General features: G+C 66.9%; 14 protein-coding genes and 2 tRNA genes. 3 read left to right on the forward strand and 13 right to left on the reverse strand.

Going from position 1 to position 13,916, the window contains the following annotated elements:
- Window positions 1-38 precede the first annotated feature (38 nt).
- The 5 genes from cspD to ACQY9P_RS19790 all read right to left on the reverse strand — a co-directional run bounded on the left by cspD (window position 39) and on the right by ACQY9P_RS19790 (window position 4,014).
- The gene (gene cspD / locus ACQY9P_RS19770) at window positions 39-653 is read right to left on the reverse strand and encodes a stationary phase survival cold shock domain protein CspD (RefSeq protein ID WP_421737528.1); all 615 of its coding nucleotides are present in this window, start codon (window positions 651-653) and stop codon (window positions 39-41) included.
- Between the two features lie 195 nt (window positions 654-848).
- Window positions 849-923: transfer RNA gene (locus ACQY9P_RS19775), tRNA-Glu, on the reverse strand.
- Between the two features lie 58 nt (window positions 924-981).
- A tRNA-Glu gene (locus ACQY9P_RS19780) sits at window positions 982-1,056 on the reverse strand.
- Between the two features lie 69 nt (window positions 1,057-1,125).
- Window positions 1,126-2,943 (reverse strand): single-stranded-DNA-specific exonuclease RecJ, encoded by a 1,818-nt coding sequence (gene recJ / locus ACQY9P_RS19785; RefSeq protein ID WP_421737527.1) that lies wholly within the window; start codon window positions 2,941-2,943, stop codon window positions 1,126-1,128.
- A 102-nt stretch (window positions 2,944-3,045) separates the two neighbouring features.
- Window positions 3,046-4,014: a class 1 fructose-bisphosphatase gene (locus tag ACQY9P_RS19790; RefSeq protein ID WP_421737526.1), complete on the reverse strand. Its 969-nt coding sequence runs from the start codon at window positions 4,012-4,014 to the stop codon at window positions 3,046-3,048.
- Between the two features lie 384 nt (window positions 4,015-4,398).
- On the opposite strand from ACQY9P_RS19790, the gene ACQY9P_RS19795 reads away from it, so the two are divergent.
- Window positions 4,399-4,968, forward strand: a complete 570-nt coding sequence (locus tag ACQY9P_RS19795; protein ID WP_421737525.1) for a hypothetical protein — start codon at window positions 4,399-4,401, stop codon at window positions 4,966-4,968.
- Here the strand turns inward: ACQY9P_RS19795 and glpX are convergent.
- From glpX to ACQY9P_RS19820, 5 genes are all read right to left on the reverse strand, one after another.
- Window positions 4,965-5,918 (reverse strand): class II fructose-bisphosphatase, encoded by a 954-nt coding sequence (glpX, locus tag ACQY9P_RS19800; protein ID WP_421737524.1) that lies wholly within the window; start codon window positions 5,916-5,918, stop codon window positions 4,965-4,967. The two genes, ACQY9P_RS19795 and glpX, sit on opposite strands and share 4 nt — an antisense overlap.
- A gap of 50 nt (window positions 5,919-5,968) precedes the next feature.
- Window positions 5,969-7,258 carry a homoserine dehydrogenase gene (locus ACQY9P_RS19805; RefSeq protein ID WP_421737523.1) on the reverse strand — a complete coding sequence of 430 codons (1,290 nt, stop codon included), beginning with the start codon at window positions 7,256-7,258 and terminating at the stop codon, window positions 5,969-5,971.
- 76 nt (window positions 7,259-7,334) lie between these two features.
- Entirely contained in the window at window positions 7,335-8,555 is a 1,221-nt protein-coding gene (locus ACQY9P_RS19810) for an LL-diaminopimelate aminotransferase (protein WP_421737522.1), read from the reverse strand.
- 109 nt (window positions 8,556-8,664) lie between these two features.
- Window positions 8,665-9,108 carry a hypothetical protein gene (locus ACQY9P_RS19815; RefSeq protein ID WP_421737521.1) on the reverse strand — a complete coding sequence of 148 codons (444 nt, stop codon included), beginning with the start codon at window positions 9,106-9,108 and terminating at the stop codon, window positions 8,665-8,667.
- Between the two features lie 13 nt (window positions 9,109-9,121).
- Entirely contained in the window at window positions 9,122-9,325 is a 204-nt protein-coding gene (locus ACQY9P_RS19820) for a hypothetical protein (RefSeq protein ID WP_421737520.1), read from the reverse strand.
- Between the two features lie 127 nt (window positions 9,326-9,452).
- On the opposite strand from ACQY9P_RS19820, the gene ACQY9P_RS19825 reads away from it, so the two are divergent.
- Both ACQY9P_RS19825 and ACQY9P_RS19830 read left to right on the forward strand, forming a co-directional pair.
- Window positions 9,453-11,216 carry a class I poly(R)-hydroxyalkanoic acid synthase gene (locus ACQY9P_RS19825; RefSeq protein ID WP_421737519.1) on the forward strand — a complete coding sequence of 588 codons (1,764 nt, stop codon included), beginning with the start codon at window positions 9,453-9,455 and terminating at the stop codon, window positions 11,214-11,216.
- 70 nt (window positions 11,217-11,286) lie between these two features.
- Window positions 11,287-11,901, forward strand: coding sequence for a DUF1287 domain-containing protein (locus ACQY9P_RS19830; RefSeq protein ID WP_421737518.1), 615 nt, complete (start codon window positions 11,287-11,289; stop codon window positions 11,899-11,901).
- Between the two features lie 19 nt (window positions 11,902-11,920).
- On the opposite strand, the gene argC is transcribed toward ACQY9P_RS19830, so the two are convergent.
- The 3 genes from argC to rplM all read right to left on the reverse strand — a co-directional run bounded on the left by argC (window position 11,921) and on the right by rplM (window position 13,909).
- Window positions 11,921-12,868, reverse strand: a complete 948-nt coding sequence (argC, locus tag ACQY9P_RS19835) for an N-acetyl-gamma-glutamyl-phosphate reductase (RefSeq protein WP_421737517.1) — start codon at window positions 12,866-12,868, stop codon at window positions 11,921-11,923.
- A gap of 90 nt (window positions 12,869-12,958) precedes the next feature.
- Entirely contained in the window at window positions 12,959-13,432 is a 474-nt protein-coding gene (gene rpsI, locus ACQY9P_RS19840) for a 30S ribosomal protein S9 (RefSeq protein ID WP_062146811.1), read from the reverse strand.
- Window positions 13,433-13,435: 3 nt separating this feature from the next.
- Complete coding sequence (gene rplM / locus ACQY9P_RS19845; protein ID WP_062146814.1) at window positions 13,436-13,909, reverse strand: 50S ribosomal protein L13; 474 nt, start codon at window positions 13,907-13,909, stop codon at window positions 13,436-13,438.
- Between the last annotated feature and the right edge of the window lie 7 nt (window positions 13,910-13,916).

Below are 13,916 nucleotides of genomic sequence, written 5' to 3' on the forward strand. Positions count from 1 at the left end.
GTCGGCTCGGGTCGTTTAAGCCGCCGGAATGGCGAAAGTCAGGCGTCGCCGGGCGTGATCTCGGCCACCACGAGGCCCTTGGGCCCCCTGGCGAACCGCACCAGCACGTCGTCGCCGGGTTGCAGGTCTTCAAGGCCACCGCGACGCAAGGTCTCGATGTGGACAAAGATGTCGCCCGGCTCGGCGTCGCGAACGACGAAGCCATAGCCCTTCGTGCGGTTGAACCACTTGACCTTGGCGTGCTCGGCCGGGCCTTCCGGCGTCAGGGCCTGACGGCCGCCGCCGCTGTCGAGGCCGGAGCGGAACCCGCTGCCCAGGCCATCGCGGCGCGCGCCCGGTTCGGCGAAGCTGCGACGCGGCCGGTCCAGCGGCGTCGGCGCAGAGCTCTCGTCCAGATCGACCACTTCACAGACCTGCCAGCCCTTTGGCCGGCGCACCACGTCGCAAACGATCACCGCGCCCTCGAGCGCCGTCTCACGCCCGCAGTTGCGCAGCGATGTCACGTGAAGAAGCACGTCCTTGAGACCGGTCTGACCGGGGTCGTCGGGAACGATGAACCCGTACCCTTTTCCCGCGTCGAACCATTTAACACGCCCACTGATCCGCACGAGATCCTCGTGCGCCCCTACGGCGTCGAAATCGTAACCAGACATTCCGCCCCTCTGGCTCGCCCAATCAGCCCACCGGGACGAGCACCACAAGAATAACACTGTTCTCGCGTAAGGAGAGCCGTCAATGACGAATTCGCGTCAAGCGCAGGCGTGCGCGAGCACCGCGACATTTCGTCGCGGCGGGTTTCTGGAAACAATTCTGAAATACAGCTGAGGGTGCTGGAACGCAGCCCTTGGTGGTAGTCCCTAGGGGAGTCGAACCCCTCTCTCCAGAATGAAAATCTGGCGTCCTAACCGATAGACGAAGGGACCACATCGCGTTTCAACAACAACGATATCGTCGGGTAGTCGATTTAGAAGACCTCGCGGGTGGTAGTCCCTAGGGGAGTCGAACCCCTCTCTCCAGAATGAAAATCTGGCGTCCTAACCGATAGACGAAGGGACCACGGCCCCGCGAGGAAGCGGGTGTATAGCTGCGCCCTTGGGGACACGCAACCCGCCGATGAGCATTTTTTCAGTCGTTGCGGGCGCGCGGATCGGCGGCGTCTTCGATCTCGAGCTGGACACCGTTGCGCCCCATATAGTCGTCCGGTTTCAGACGTCCGGCGACGTGCAGGGAACCCCCGCCTGACAGCAGCCGGCGCCCCAGGTCGGTTTCGGCGCTGCGCCAGGAAATCGCCTTCAGGCGCTCGCCCGTGGGGCTCACCAGATCCATCCGGACGTGGCCGCCCTTCAGCGCCATCACGCGGTCGGGGCGCACCCCGGTCAGGGCGAACATCGGCTCGGGATTGCCGGGGCCAAAGGGCGCCAGACGCTGGAAATCCTCGTACAGGGCCCGGTCGGCGCCCCTGGGCTGGACCAGGGCGTCGATCTCGACGGCCTCTGGCCCGACGGCCTCCATCTCGCCCGCCAGTCGCTCTTCCAGGAAGGCGCGCAGCTCAGGGATCGAATCGGGGCGGATACTGAGGCCCGCGGCCATGGCGTGACCGCCCCCGGACATCAGAAGGCCTTCCTCGAACGCGGCCTGAATGGCGCGCCCCAGATTAACGCCCGGCTGCGAACGGCCAGACCCCTTGCCGACATTGGCGGCGCGGTCGATGCCGATCACCACCACAGGCTTGCGATAGCGCTCGCGCAGACGGCCGGCGACGATGCCGATGACGCCGGGGTGCCACCCCTCCCCCGCCACCACGATCACCGGCGCGTCGGGATTGAAATTGCTGCCGCGCTCCAGGATGGCGGCGGCCTCCTCGACCACGCCGGCCTCGACGGCCTTGCGTTCGGTGTTGAGCAGGTCGAGCTCCTCGGCCAGGGCCTGGGCTTCGACGGGATCATCCGTCGACAGAAGACGCGCGCCCAGGTCGGAGCGGCCGATTCGCCCCCCGGCGTTGATTCGGGGGCCCAGGATGAAGCCCGCATGGAACACCGAGGCCGGCCCTGAGCCCTTGCCGACTTCGAACAGGGCCTTGAGGCCCGGATTGCCCCAGTTGGACATGGTCCGCAGGCCCAGGGTGGTCAGGGCCCGGTTGAAACCCACCAGCTGGGTGACGTCGCAGACCTCGCCCATGGCCACCAGGTCCAGCCACTGGCGCAGGTCGGGCTCGGGCCGATCCTCGCTGAACAGGCCGCGCTTGCGGGCCTCACGGTTCAGCGCCGCCAGTAGAACAAAGGTCACACCGGCGGCGGCCAGGACGCCCTGGCCTGACTGGCAGCCCGGACGATTGGGATTGACCACGGCGGCGGCGGCCGGCGGGTCCTCGCGCATCATGTGATGGTCGATGACCACCACCTCCAGGCCGATGGTCGCGGCGCTGGCGATGGCGTCATAGGCCGCCGCGCCGCAATCGAGGGTGACGACCAGATCGGCGCCGGTGTCACGGATGGTCTTGAAGGCCGCCGGGCTGGGGCCGTAGCCCTCGGTCAGACGATCGGGGATGTAGATCGGCAGCTCGACGCCCATGTGCCGGAACCAGCGCACCAGCTGGGCGGCGCTGGTGGCGCCGTCGACGTCATAGTCGGCGAAAACCATGACCGAGCGACCGCTCTCCAGGGCGTCGATCAGGATCTGGGCGGCCCGGTCCATGTCGGTGAAGCTGGACGGGTCGGGAAACAGCGCCTTGAGGGTGGGACGCAGATAGTTGTCGGCGTCGTCCAGACCGACGCCCCGAGCCGCCAGGGCGCGCGCCAGGGGCTCGCTCAGGCCATGCGTCTGCTGATGGCCGCGCACCACAGCAGGGTCCGCCGCGCGCTCGCGCCACGCCCGGCCGCTCAGCGAGCGATCGACGCCGAGAAAGGCGTCGGCGGCAAAGGGCGCATGGCCGTCGGCGGCCACGGCTAGACAGTCCTGGAGTTGGCGACGCTGAGCATCGGGCGACCCTATCCGTTTCCGGGGATTCGCTCCATGCGCCCGGGCGCCGTCCGTCGCGGTCGCGGCCTAACCGGCGACGACCTGGTCGACTTCATTGGCCGACCCCAGAACCACCGGAACGCGCTGGTGCAGCTTGGTGGGTTGCAGGTCGAGGATCGCGGTCTGGCCGTCGGTGGCCTTGCCGCCGGCCCGCTCGACGATCAGCGACATGGGATTGGCTTCATACAGCAGGCGCAGCTTGCCGGGCTTGTCCGGCTCGCGAGCGTCCCACGGGTACATGAAGATGCCGCCGCGCATCATGATGCGGTGGACATCGGCCACCATCGAGGCGACCCAGCGCATGTTGAAGTTCTTGCCGCGCGGGCCGTCCTTGCCCTTCAGACAGCCGTCGATATAGCGCCGCACGGGCTCGGCCCAATGGCGCTGGTTGGACATGTTGATCGCGAACTCGCTGGTGTCGGCCGGCACCGCGAGGGCCTCGTGCGTCAGCAGCCACGCGCCGTCGGCGCTCAGCGTGAAGGCGGCCACGCCCTTGGACAGCGTCAGGACCAGCATGGTCTGGGGGCCATAGACCGCATAGCCGGCGGCCACTTGCCGCCGCCCCGGCAGCAGGAAGTCGGCCTCGGTCGGTTCGCGGCCGGCCGGCGCGGGCAGGACCGAGAAGATCGTGCCCACCGAAACATTGACGTCGATATTGCTGGAACCGTCCAGCGGATCGAACGTGACCAGGAAGCCGCCTGAGCGGCCGGTCGTCTCGATCTCGTCCAGTTCCTCGGACGCCAGGCCCGCGACCGGCTGGCAGGCCTTCAGGGCCTCGCGCAGCATGTCGTTGGTGATGATGTCGAGCTTCTTCTGCTCTTCATCCTGGACGTTCTTCTGCCCGGCCGCGCCGAGGTTGCCCAGGATCGCGCCCGAGGCGACGACGCGGCTGATCTGGACGCAGGCCTCGGCGATCACGCCGATCACCGCCTTGACCTCGGTATCGGACGTCTGCTCCGCGGCGAGATAGCCGGGCAGATCGATAAGCGTGGTCATGCGGGAGGCCTCGGAAAGACTGCGGGATTCGGCGCGACCTTAGCCAATCGACCTTGGCGAACCAATGACAACTCCAGTCCAGCGTGTGGTTTCGAGATCCGGCGCCACGATCCTGACGCGGGCGCGTGCGCAAAAATGGCGCGTCGGGTCGTTGTCAGTGCTGGAGTCTGGATGCCCGAAGCGGTCCGATCGCCCCGAAATACCAGGCAAAATCGGCTTTTGCCAATCGCGGTCAGCCTTGCCGGCCACGTCCTGGTTTTGACGGGTCTGTTGTGGGCGAAAGCGGACAGCCCCCAGGAGCCGGAGCCGACAGCCATCAGCGTGGCCCTGATCCCGCCTCCGGAGCCACCGCCGCCGCCTCCACCCGAGAAGCCTTCCACGCCCATGGGGCCACCAGCAATGGAGGCGGCGCCGGCTTCGACCAGGAGCGTCCGCGCCGACAAGCCTCGCCCCGCCCCACGCTCAAGCCTCCGGCCGACACCCACGCCGCCAGCTGTCACGCCCCTGCCGGCCAGCGCACACCCCGTCAGCGCCCCAACCCTGACGGTGGGCGAAGGCCAGCTGGCCTCGGCGGGAACGGCCGACGGTCCCGGCGGCGGGGCCGGCGCGGGGGGCGGCGGTCAGGGCTGCAACATGGTCAAGCTGGTGCAGACCGCACTGCGCAAGAACGCCAGGGTCCGCACGGCCATCGCGCAAGCTCACCCGGAGGCGGTCTCGGCCGGCAAGGCGATCCTGGTCTGGAACGGCGACTGGATCCGCAGCGGTCTGCAGGACGGCAAGGGCCTGGCCGGCCTACGCCAGGCGATCGCGCTGGAAGTGGCTTTCGCGCCCGAGGCCTGCCGCGCCGATCCGGTGCGGGGCCTGGTGCTGATCAAACTGAGCGACGAGCCGGGATCGGTCCGCCTGGTGATGGGACACGACCGCTGGCGCTGGTCGGACCTGCTGTTCAACTAGACCCGGCGCTTCATCCGCACTTCGCGAACGGTGCCGGTCGACGAGTTCATCACCAGGGTGTGGGTGTGGACGAAGCCGTCCTTGTAGACCACGCCTTCCAGCAGGTTGCCCCAGGTCACGCCGGTGGCGGCGAAGATGGCGTCGGCGCGAACGATCTCGTGCAGGTCGTACTTCTTGTCAAGCTCGGTGATGCCCCACTTGGCGGCGCGAGCCTTCTCGTCGCTGTTGCGGAACAGCAGGCGGCCCTGGAACTGTCCGCCGACGCACTTCAGCGCCGCGCAGGCCAGGACCCCCTCGGGCGCGCCGCCAGAGCCGACATAGAGGTCGATGCCGGTGGAGGGGTCAGTGGTGCTGATCACCCCGGCCACGTCGCCGTCCGTGATCAGATAGAGACGCGCGCCGACGGAGCGGATGCTGGCGATGATCTCGGCGTGACGCGGGCGGTCCAGGACGCAGACGGTGATCTGCGACATCTCAACGCCCTTGGCCTCGGCCAGCGCCCTGATGTTCTCGGCCGGAGACTTGTCGAGATCGATGACGCCGGCCGGCAGGCCGGGGCCGCAGGCGATCTTGTCCATATAGGTGTCGGGGGCGTTCAGCAGCGTGCCCTTGGGGGCCCAGGCCATCACCGCCAGGGCGTTGGGCATGGCCTTGGCCGCCAGGGTGGTGCCTTCCAGCGGGTCAAGCGCGATGTCGATGGCGGGGCCTTTGCCCGTGCCGACCTTCTCGCCGATATAGAGCATCGGCGCTTCGTCGCGCTCGCCTTCGCCGATGACGATCTCGCCATCGATCTCGAGTTCGTTGAGCGCGTTTCGCATGGCGTCGACGGCGGCCTGGTCAGCCGCCTTCTCGTCGCCGCGCCCCACCATGGTCCAGGACGCGATGGCTGCGGCTTCCGTCACGCGGACCGCATCCAGGACCAGCGAGCGGTCCAGGGTCTTCGAACTCATCAACGTCTCCCAGCCTGTTGAGGCTAAAACCCGACCGCTTCTCGCGGTTCTCAGATGCGCGCGACGCGCAAAAGGCGGGGACGCTCTAGCACGGCGCGCAATTTTTCGATGCGTGTAATCGCATCCAGGAGATTGGATTCCGGAGTCGCATGCGTGACGAGCACGATGGGCACCCCACCCGCGCCTTCCACGGGCTTTTGCAGGAAACTGTCGATCGACACCCCGCACTCGGCCAGGGTCTCGGAGATGGCGGCGATGGCGCCCGGCTCATCGCGAACCATGATCCGCAGATAGGCCTTGCCCACCGTGCGGCTGGGGTCGACCGAGACAAACGGCTTCAGCGCGCCGGCCGGAGCCTGGAACACCGGACGCACGGCCTTGGTCATCACATCGGCGATATCGGCGGCCACCGCGGCGGCGGTCGGGCCGGCGCCCGCGCCGGGTCCCTGCACATAGATCCGCCCGACGCGGCGACCTTCGATGAACAGAGCGTTGAGCGCGCCGCCGGCCTGGGCCAGCGGATGTTCCAGCGGGGCCAGCGACGGATGCACCTTCACGGCCACGCCGTCGTCGGTGCGTGAGGCCGAGGCGACCAGCTTGATCCGGTAGCCAAGGTCCTTGGCCAGCTTGATGTCGAGCAGTTCGACGGCCTCGATACCCTCGATCTCGGCGGCGGCGAAGTTGGGCGCGCAGCCAAAGGCCAGGGCGGCCAGGATGGTGATCTTGTGACCAGCGTCGAAGCCGCCGACATCCATGGTCGGGTCGGCCTCGGCATAGCCCAGGGCCTGGGCTTCGCGCAGCACGTCGGCGAACGAGCGGCCGGTCTTCTCCATCTCGCTGAGGATGAAATTGCAGGTGCCGTTGAGGATGCCGGCCACGGAGTCGATGTCGTCGCCGACCATCGCCTCGCGCATGATCTTGACGGCGGGAACGCCGCCCATGACGGCGGCTTCAAACAGCAGCGGAACGCCCTGGGCTTCGGCCAGGGCGGCCAGTTCGGCGCCGTGCTCGGCGATCAGGGCCTTGTTGGCGGTGACCACCGGCTTGCCGGCCTTGAGCGCGGTTTCCACGGCCGCCTTGGCGGGACCGTCGGAACCGCCGACCAGTTCAACGAAAAGGTCGATGTCGGGCGAGCCGGCCAGGGCCACCGGATCGTCGAACCAGGTCAGGCCCGAGATATCGACCGTACGCGGCCGTGACTTGGAGCGCGCGGAGACGGCGGTGACAACAGCGCTGTCGCCGGCGGGGGCGAAATTGGGCCGCTCCGCCAGGAACTGCAGCAGTCCGCCGCCGACCGTGCCAAGTCCCGCGACGCCGACTCGCCAGGTTTTGTTCGTCATCTTCGAATCCTATCGCGGGATCGCGACGACGCTCCGAGCGTCGTCGCGACTCTTGGGATCAGCTTGGAGCGTCGGCCTAGGCCGGCTCCACCGAATTGTGGTGCCTGGCCAGTATGGTGTCGGCATTGGTGATGAATTTCTTCACGTTGCGCGCGGCCTGCCGGATACGGTGCTCGTTTTCGACCAGCCCGATGCGGACATAGCCCTCGCCGTACTCACCAAAGCCGACGCCCGGAGCGACGGCGACGCCGGCCTCCTCGATCAGCAGCTTGGAGAACACCATCGAGCCCGCTTCCCGATAGGCTTCCGGGATCTTGGCCCAGGCGAACATCGAGGCCGGTGGATTGGGAATGTCCCAGCCGGCGCGGGCCATGGACGACACCAGGGTGTCGCGTCGGGCCTTGTAGATGCCCCGGATCTCGTCGACGCAGTCCTGCGGACCGTTCAGAGCCGCGGCGGCCGCGACCTGCACGGGCGTATAGGCGCCATAGTCCAGATAGGACTTCACCCGCGCCAGGGCGGCGCAGATGCGGGCGTTGCCGACCACCATGCCCACGCGCCAGCCGGCCATGGCATAGGTCTTCGACAGCGAGTTGACCTCGACCGCGATGTCCTTGGCGCCGTTGACCTGCAGGATGGACGGCGGCGGGTTGTCCTCGAAATAGATCTCGCCGTAGGCCACGTCGCTGATCACCAGCAGATCGTGCTTTTTCGCGAGCGCGACGGCGTCCTTGTAGAAGTCCAGGTCCACCGACTGGGCCGTCGGGTTGGACGGATAGGACAGGATCAGCACGCTGGGCGGCGGCACCGAGTGCTTCACCGCGCGGCTGATGTTCGAGAGATAGTCCTCAGGCGTCAGGGCCGGCACGTGGCGGATCACGCCGCCGGCCATGATGAAACCGAAGGCGTGGATCGGATAGGCCGGGTTGGGACAGATGATCACGTCGCCCGGCGCGGTCAGGGCCTGGGCCAGGTTGGCGAAGCCTTCCTTGGAGCCCAGGGTCGAGATGACCTCGGTGTCGGGGTTCAGCTTCACGCCGAAGCGGCGGTCGTAGTAGCCGGCCATGGCCTTGCGCAGACCCGGGATCCCCTTAGACGCCGAATAGCGCCCGGCCTTGGGGTCGCGAGCCGTTTCGATCAGCTTGTCGACGATGTGCTGCGGCGTCGGCATGTCGGGATTACCCATGCCGAAATCGATGATGTCGGTGCCTTCGGCGCGGAGGCGCGCCTTGATCTTGTTGACCTCTTCGAAAACATAGGGCGGCAGGCGACGGATACGATGAAAATCGGTGGTCATTTCTGGCTCAATGCGCCGCTCCGGCGCGTCGGGAGCAAAAGTCGGGCATGGATAGACCCCGAGCGAGGTCAGGCCAAGCCAGTTCCAGGAAGATTATGCCTTCGCCGACCTATTTAGGCTGCGACGAAGGCGCGCTAGCTCGGCCACGCGCCGCCTTCGCGAAGGCTTCGGTCGCTGCACGGTCGGCTTCGGTGGGCGCGTCGATGTCCGGCGCCGTGCCGGCGGCGCGGGCGCGGGCCACATAGGCCTCGGTATCCTTCAGCACGAAGGTTTCCGGCGCGGTCTGGCGGCGCAACTCTTCCGCCGCGGCTTGCTCGGCGGTCACCGAGGCTCGGAAGCCTTCGGCGGGGCGAACATCGGTCGGCATGGCCGGGATGTCGGCGAACTTGGGACGACGGCCGTGCTGACGGGCGACGGCGCTGGTCTGAGCGGCGATCGGCGAGGTCGGATCGACCTGCGCGCGCGCGAACGGCGAGGCGCAACCCGAAGCGGCCAGAGCCGTCAGACCGATAAGCACGCCGAGACGTACGATTTTACCTGTTTCGCCGTTCATCTTGTCTCTGGTCTTATGCGATGATCGCGGCGAGCGGAAGGCCGTGCTCGCCACTTGCCGACCGGACCAAAAGAAAAGAAGCGGGAAGAACCAGCATGGCGACGGCGAAAACACCTTCCAAGCCCAAGGCAGCGTCCGTTTCCAAGGGCAAGGGCGCCTCTTCCCAAGCCAAGGCGGCGACGCCGAAGGCCAAGGCAGCCAAACCGAAGGCCGCCACGCCCCCTCCTCCGCCTCCGGAGGCGCCGCCCAAGCCGACGCCCGAATCGGCCAGCCGCGGCCAGGTCCCACCGCCCTCGCCTGTCATGCCGGGTTTCGACGCGATGATGTCTCCCGAGCAGCGACAGATGCTTGAGACCCTCTCGGCCAATCTGGCTCGCGCCGCGGTGACCGCCCAGGGCGCCATCGCCGAGGCGGCGTTGCGCCAGGCGGATCGTCCCGCCGCCCTCACGCCCGATCCCTTCCATGTCGCACCGGCCATGAACGAGGTCATGGCCGGGCTCGCCGCCCAGCCGGACCGCCTGCTGCGGGCCCAGGCCGATCTCTTCAGCCGCTACATGGACCTCTGGCAGTCAGCGGCCCGTCGCGCCGCCGGCGAGGAAGCCAGGCCGGTGATCGCGCCGGCCAGCGGCGACAAGCGTTTCAGCGATCCGGATTGGGCGTCCAATCCCATGTTCGACATGATGAAGCAGTCGTATCTGCTGTCGTCGAACTGGCTCAACAGCCTGGTGTCGGAGGTCGAGGGCGTCGATCCGGCCTCCAAGCGCCGGGTTGAGTTCTTCGTCAAGATGCTGACCGACGCCTTCTCGCCATCGAACTTCCTGATCTCCAACCCCGCCGCCCTGCGCGAGGTGGCCCAGACCAAGGGCGAGAGCTTGGTGCGCGGCATGGAGAACTTCGCCGCCGACCTGGAGCGGGGCGGCGGCCAGTTGGCCATCAGCCAGACGGATCTGGAGAAGTTCAAGGTGGGCGAGAACGTCGCCACCTCGCCCGGCAAGGTCGTCTATCAGAACGACATCCTGCAGCTGCTGCAGTTTAATCCGACCACGGAACAGGTCCACGAGATCCCGCTGCTGATCTTCCCGCCGTGGATCAACAAGTTCTACATCCTGGACCTGCGGCCCGAGAACTCGATGATCCGCTGGCTGACCAGCCAGGGCTTCACGGTGTTCGTCACCTCGTGGGTCAACCCGGACGCCAAGCTCGCCGCCAAGACCTTCGAAGACTACATGCTGGAGGGGATCTACGACGCCACCCAGCAGGTGATGAACCAGACCGGCGTCGATCGGGTCAACACCGTCGGCTATTGCATCGGCGGGACGTTGCTGTCCTGCGCCCTGGCCCACATGGCCGCCAGGGGCGACAAGCGGATCAATTCGGCCACCTTCTTCGCCGCCCAGCAGGACTTCGCCGAAGCCGGCGACCTGCTGCTGTTCACCAACGAGGAATGGCTGCAGTCCATCGAGCAGCAGATGGACCAGACAGGAGGCTTCCTGCCCAGCCAGTCGATGGCCGACACCTTCAACAGCCTGCGCGGCAACGATCTGATCTGGTCGTTCTTCATCAGCAACTATCTGATGGGCAAGGAGCCCCGCCCCTTCGACCTGCTGTTCTGGAACGCCGACCAGACCCGCATGCCCAAGTCGCTGCACATGTTCTATCTGCGCAATTTCTACAAGGACAACGCGCTGACGACGGGCGCCCTGACCTTGGGCGGCGAGAAGCTGGATCTCTCCAAGGTCAAGATCCCGATCTATGTCCAGTCGTCGAAGGACGACCACATCGCCCCCTATCGCAGCGTCTATCGCGGCGCGCGGGCCTTCGGCGGACCCGTGACCTTCACCATGGCCGGCTCGGGCCACATCGCCGGCGTGATCAACCCTCCCGACGCCAAGAAGTACCAGCACTGGACCAACGAGCACCTGCCCGGCTCGGTCGAGGGCTGGATGTCGGGCGCGCAGGAGCATCCGGGCTCCTGGTGGCCGCACTGGGCCGAGTGGCTCCGCGCCAAGTCCGGCCCCCTGGTCCCGGCGCGCGACCCGGCCAAGGGCAAGCTGAAACCGCTGGAAGACGCCCCCGGCAGCTATGTTCGGGTGCGCTCCGACACCTGATCAGTGATCAGATATTGAACGGACGAGGTTCGCCCAAAACTCGCCGAGATTGCGGCGGAGCTTCCCCGCCATGCTTGCGATCAGCCGCCGCTCGACCCTGGGAATGCTGCTCGCCGCCCCGACACTGGGCGCGGCGGCGGCGGCGCGCGACCCTCTCGGTCTCGCCCAGGCCGCCCGCGAACAGATCGGCGTGACCAAGGCCTATGACGCCAACTACCGCGCCATCTCGTATCCAGGCGGCGACGTGCTGCGCACCACCGGGGTTTGCGCCGACGTACTGGTGCGCGCGGCCCGCGACGCGTGGAACATCGATCTGCAGCAACGCGTGCACGAAGACATGCTGAGGGCCTTCGACGCCTATCCCTCTCGCGCCGCCTGGGGTCTGAAGACCCCGGACGCCAATATCGATCATCGACGCGTGCTGAACCTGGAGACCTATCTGACCCGACAAGGCGCCTTGCTGCGACGGGCCTCGAAACGCGAGCCCGGCGACAGGTTCGACGCGCCGCGCCCGGGCGATATCCTGACGTGGCGCGTCTGGGGCGACCGCCCGCATCTCGGGATCGTGGCGCGTGGGCCGGAAGGCGCCCGCGTGGTTCACAATATCGGCTTCGGGACCAAGGAAGAGCCGCTGTGGATGTTCAAGCTCCACACGGCCGTGGCCCACTACCGCTGGCGCCCCTGATCCGGGACGGCCCGACGGATCAAAGGCCCGCCGCCTCCTCCAGGCCCAGGGCCAGGTTCAGGTTCTGCACCGCCGCGCCGGACGCGCCCTTGCCCAGATTGTCGAGCAGGGCCACCAGACGCGCCTGACCGCTGTTGTCCGAACCGAACACGAACAGCTTCAGGCGATTGGTGCCGTTCAGGCCTTCAGGGTCCAGTGTCGTCAGGCCCTTGCACTCATCCAGCGAAGCGGCCTCGACGAACTGCTCGTCCTTGTAGTGGGCGGCGTAGGCGGCCTGGATCTCGCCCAGTGAACGGCCCTCGTTCAGCGTCGCCAGATGCAGCGGCAACTCCACCAGCATGCCCTGCGCGTAGCGACCCACGGCGGGGGTGAAGATCGGCCGGGTCAGCAGGCCGCCATGTTTCTGGATCTCGGGCACATGCTTGTGCGACAGGCCCATGGCGTAGATCCGGTACGGGACCCTGGTGAAATTGGCCGCCGTCTCGTCCTCGAACTCGGCGATCATCGCCTTTCCGCCGCCGGTATAGCCCGACACGGCGTTGAACGAGAGCGGCAGCTCGGGCGGCAGGATGCCCGCCGAGACCAGCGGCCGGGTCAGGGCGATGGCGCCGGTCGAATAGCAGCCCGGATTGGAGATCCGCTTGGACGCGGCGACCTTGGCGCGCTGCGCCTTGTCGAGTTCGGGAAAGCCGAAAGCCCAGTCAGGATCGGTGCGATAGGCGGTCGAGGCGTCGATCACCACGGTGTCGGGGTTGGTGACCAGACCCACGGCCTCCCTGGAAGCCTCGTCGGGCAGGCACAGGATCACGGCGTCGGCGCTGTTGAGCATTTCGGCGCGCGCGACCGGGTCCTTGCGCTTGTCGGGATCGATCGAGATCAGTTGCAGGTCGGTGCGGCCGACCAGACGCTCGCGGATCTGCAGGCCCGTGGTGCCGACTTCGCCATCGATGAAGACCTTCGGGGTCATGCTGACTCCAATCAATCCGGACAAAAGGACAAAGAAAAAGGGCGCTCCGGTTTCCCGAAGCGCCCTCTTCCAAACACGGAAAACCCGCGTTTAGCGCTTCGAGAACTGGAAGCTACGACGGGCCTTGGCCTTGCCGTACTTCTTACGCTCGACCACGCGGCTGTCGCGCGTCAGGAAGCCGTGCGGCTTCAGGACGGGACGCAGCGCGGGTTCATAGTAGGTCAGGGCCTTGGACAGGCCGTGGCGCACGGCGCCGGCCTGACCCGACAGGCCCGAACCTTCAACGGTGACGACGATGTCGAACTGGCCTTCGCGGTCGGTGACCTGCAGAGGCTGAGCGATCATCATGCGCAGAACGGGGCGAGCGAAATAGATCGCCTGGTCGCGGCCGTTGATGGTGATGGTGCCCTTGCCGGGCTTGATCCAGACGCGAGCGATCGCGTTCTTGCGCTTGCCGGTCGCGTAGGCGCGGCCTTGGGCGTCGATCTTCTGGACGGCCGGAGCGGCCGCTTCGGGGTTGCTGGACAGGCTGGCCAGCGCGTCAAAGCCTTGAGCTTCGGACATGACTTAGGCGCTCCGGGTGTTTTTGGCGTTGCGCGCAGCGAAATCGATCGCTTCCGGGCTCTGCGCTTGGTGCGGGTGCTCACCGTTGTTGTAGATGAGCAGGTGCGTCAGCTGCTTGCGAGCCAAGGGGCTTTCCTTGGGCAGCATGCGCTCGACGGCCTTTTCGAGGACGCGTTCCGGGAAGCGGCCTTCCAGCAGCTTGCGCGGGGTGGTCGACTTGACGCCGCCCGGGTGACCGGTGTGGCGATAGTAAACCTTGTCGTCCATCTTCTTGCCGGTGAACTTCACCTTGTCGGCGTTGATCACGACGACGAAGTCGCCGCAGTCAACGTTGGGGGTGTAGTCGGGACGATGCTTGCCGCGAAGACGCATCGCGATGAACGTCGCCAGACGACCGACAACGGCGTCCTGGGCGTCGACCACGATCCACTTCTTCTCGACCTCGGCGGGCTTCAGGGAAGCCGTGGTCTTTTGCATGGGATTG

This window comes from Caulobacter sp., assembly GCF_965279145.1.
GTDB lineage: Bacteria > Pseudomonadota > Alphaproteobacteria > Caulobacterales > Caulobacteraceae > Caulobacter.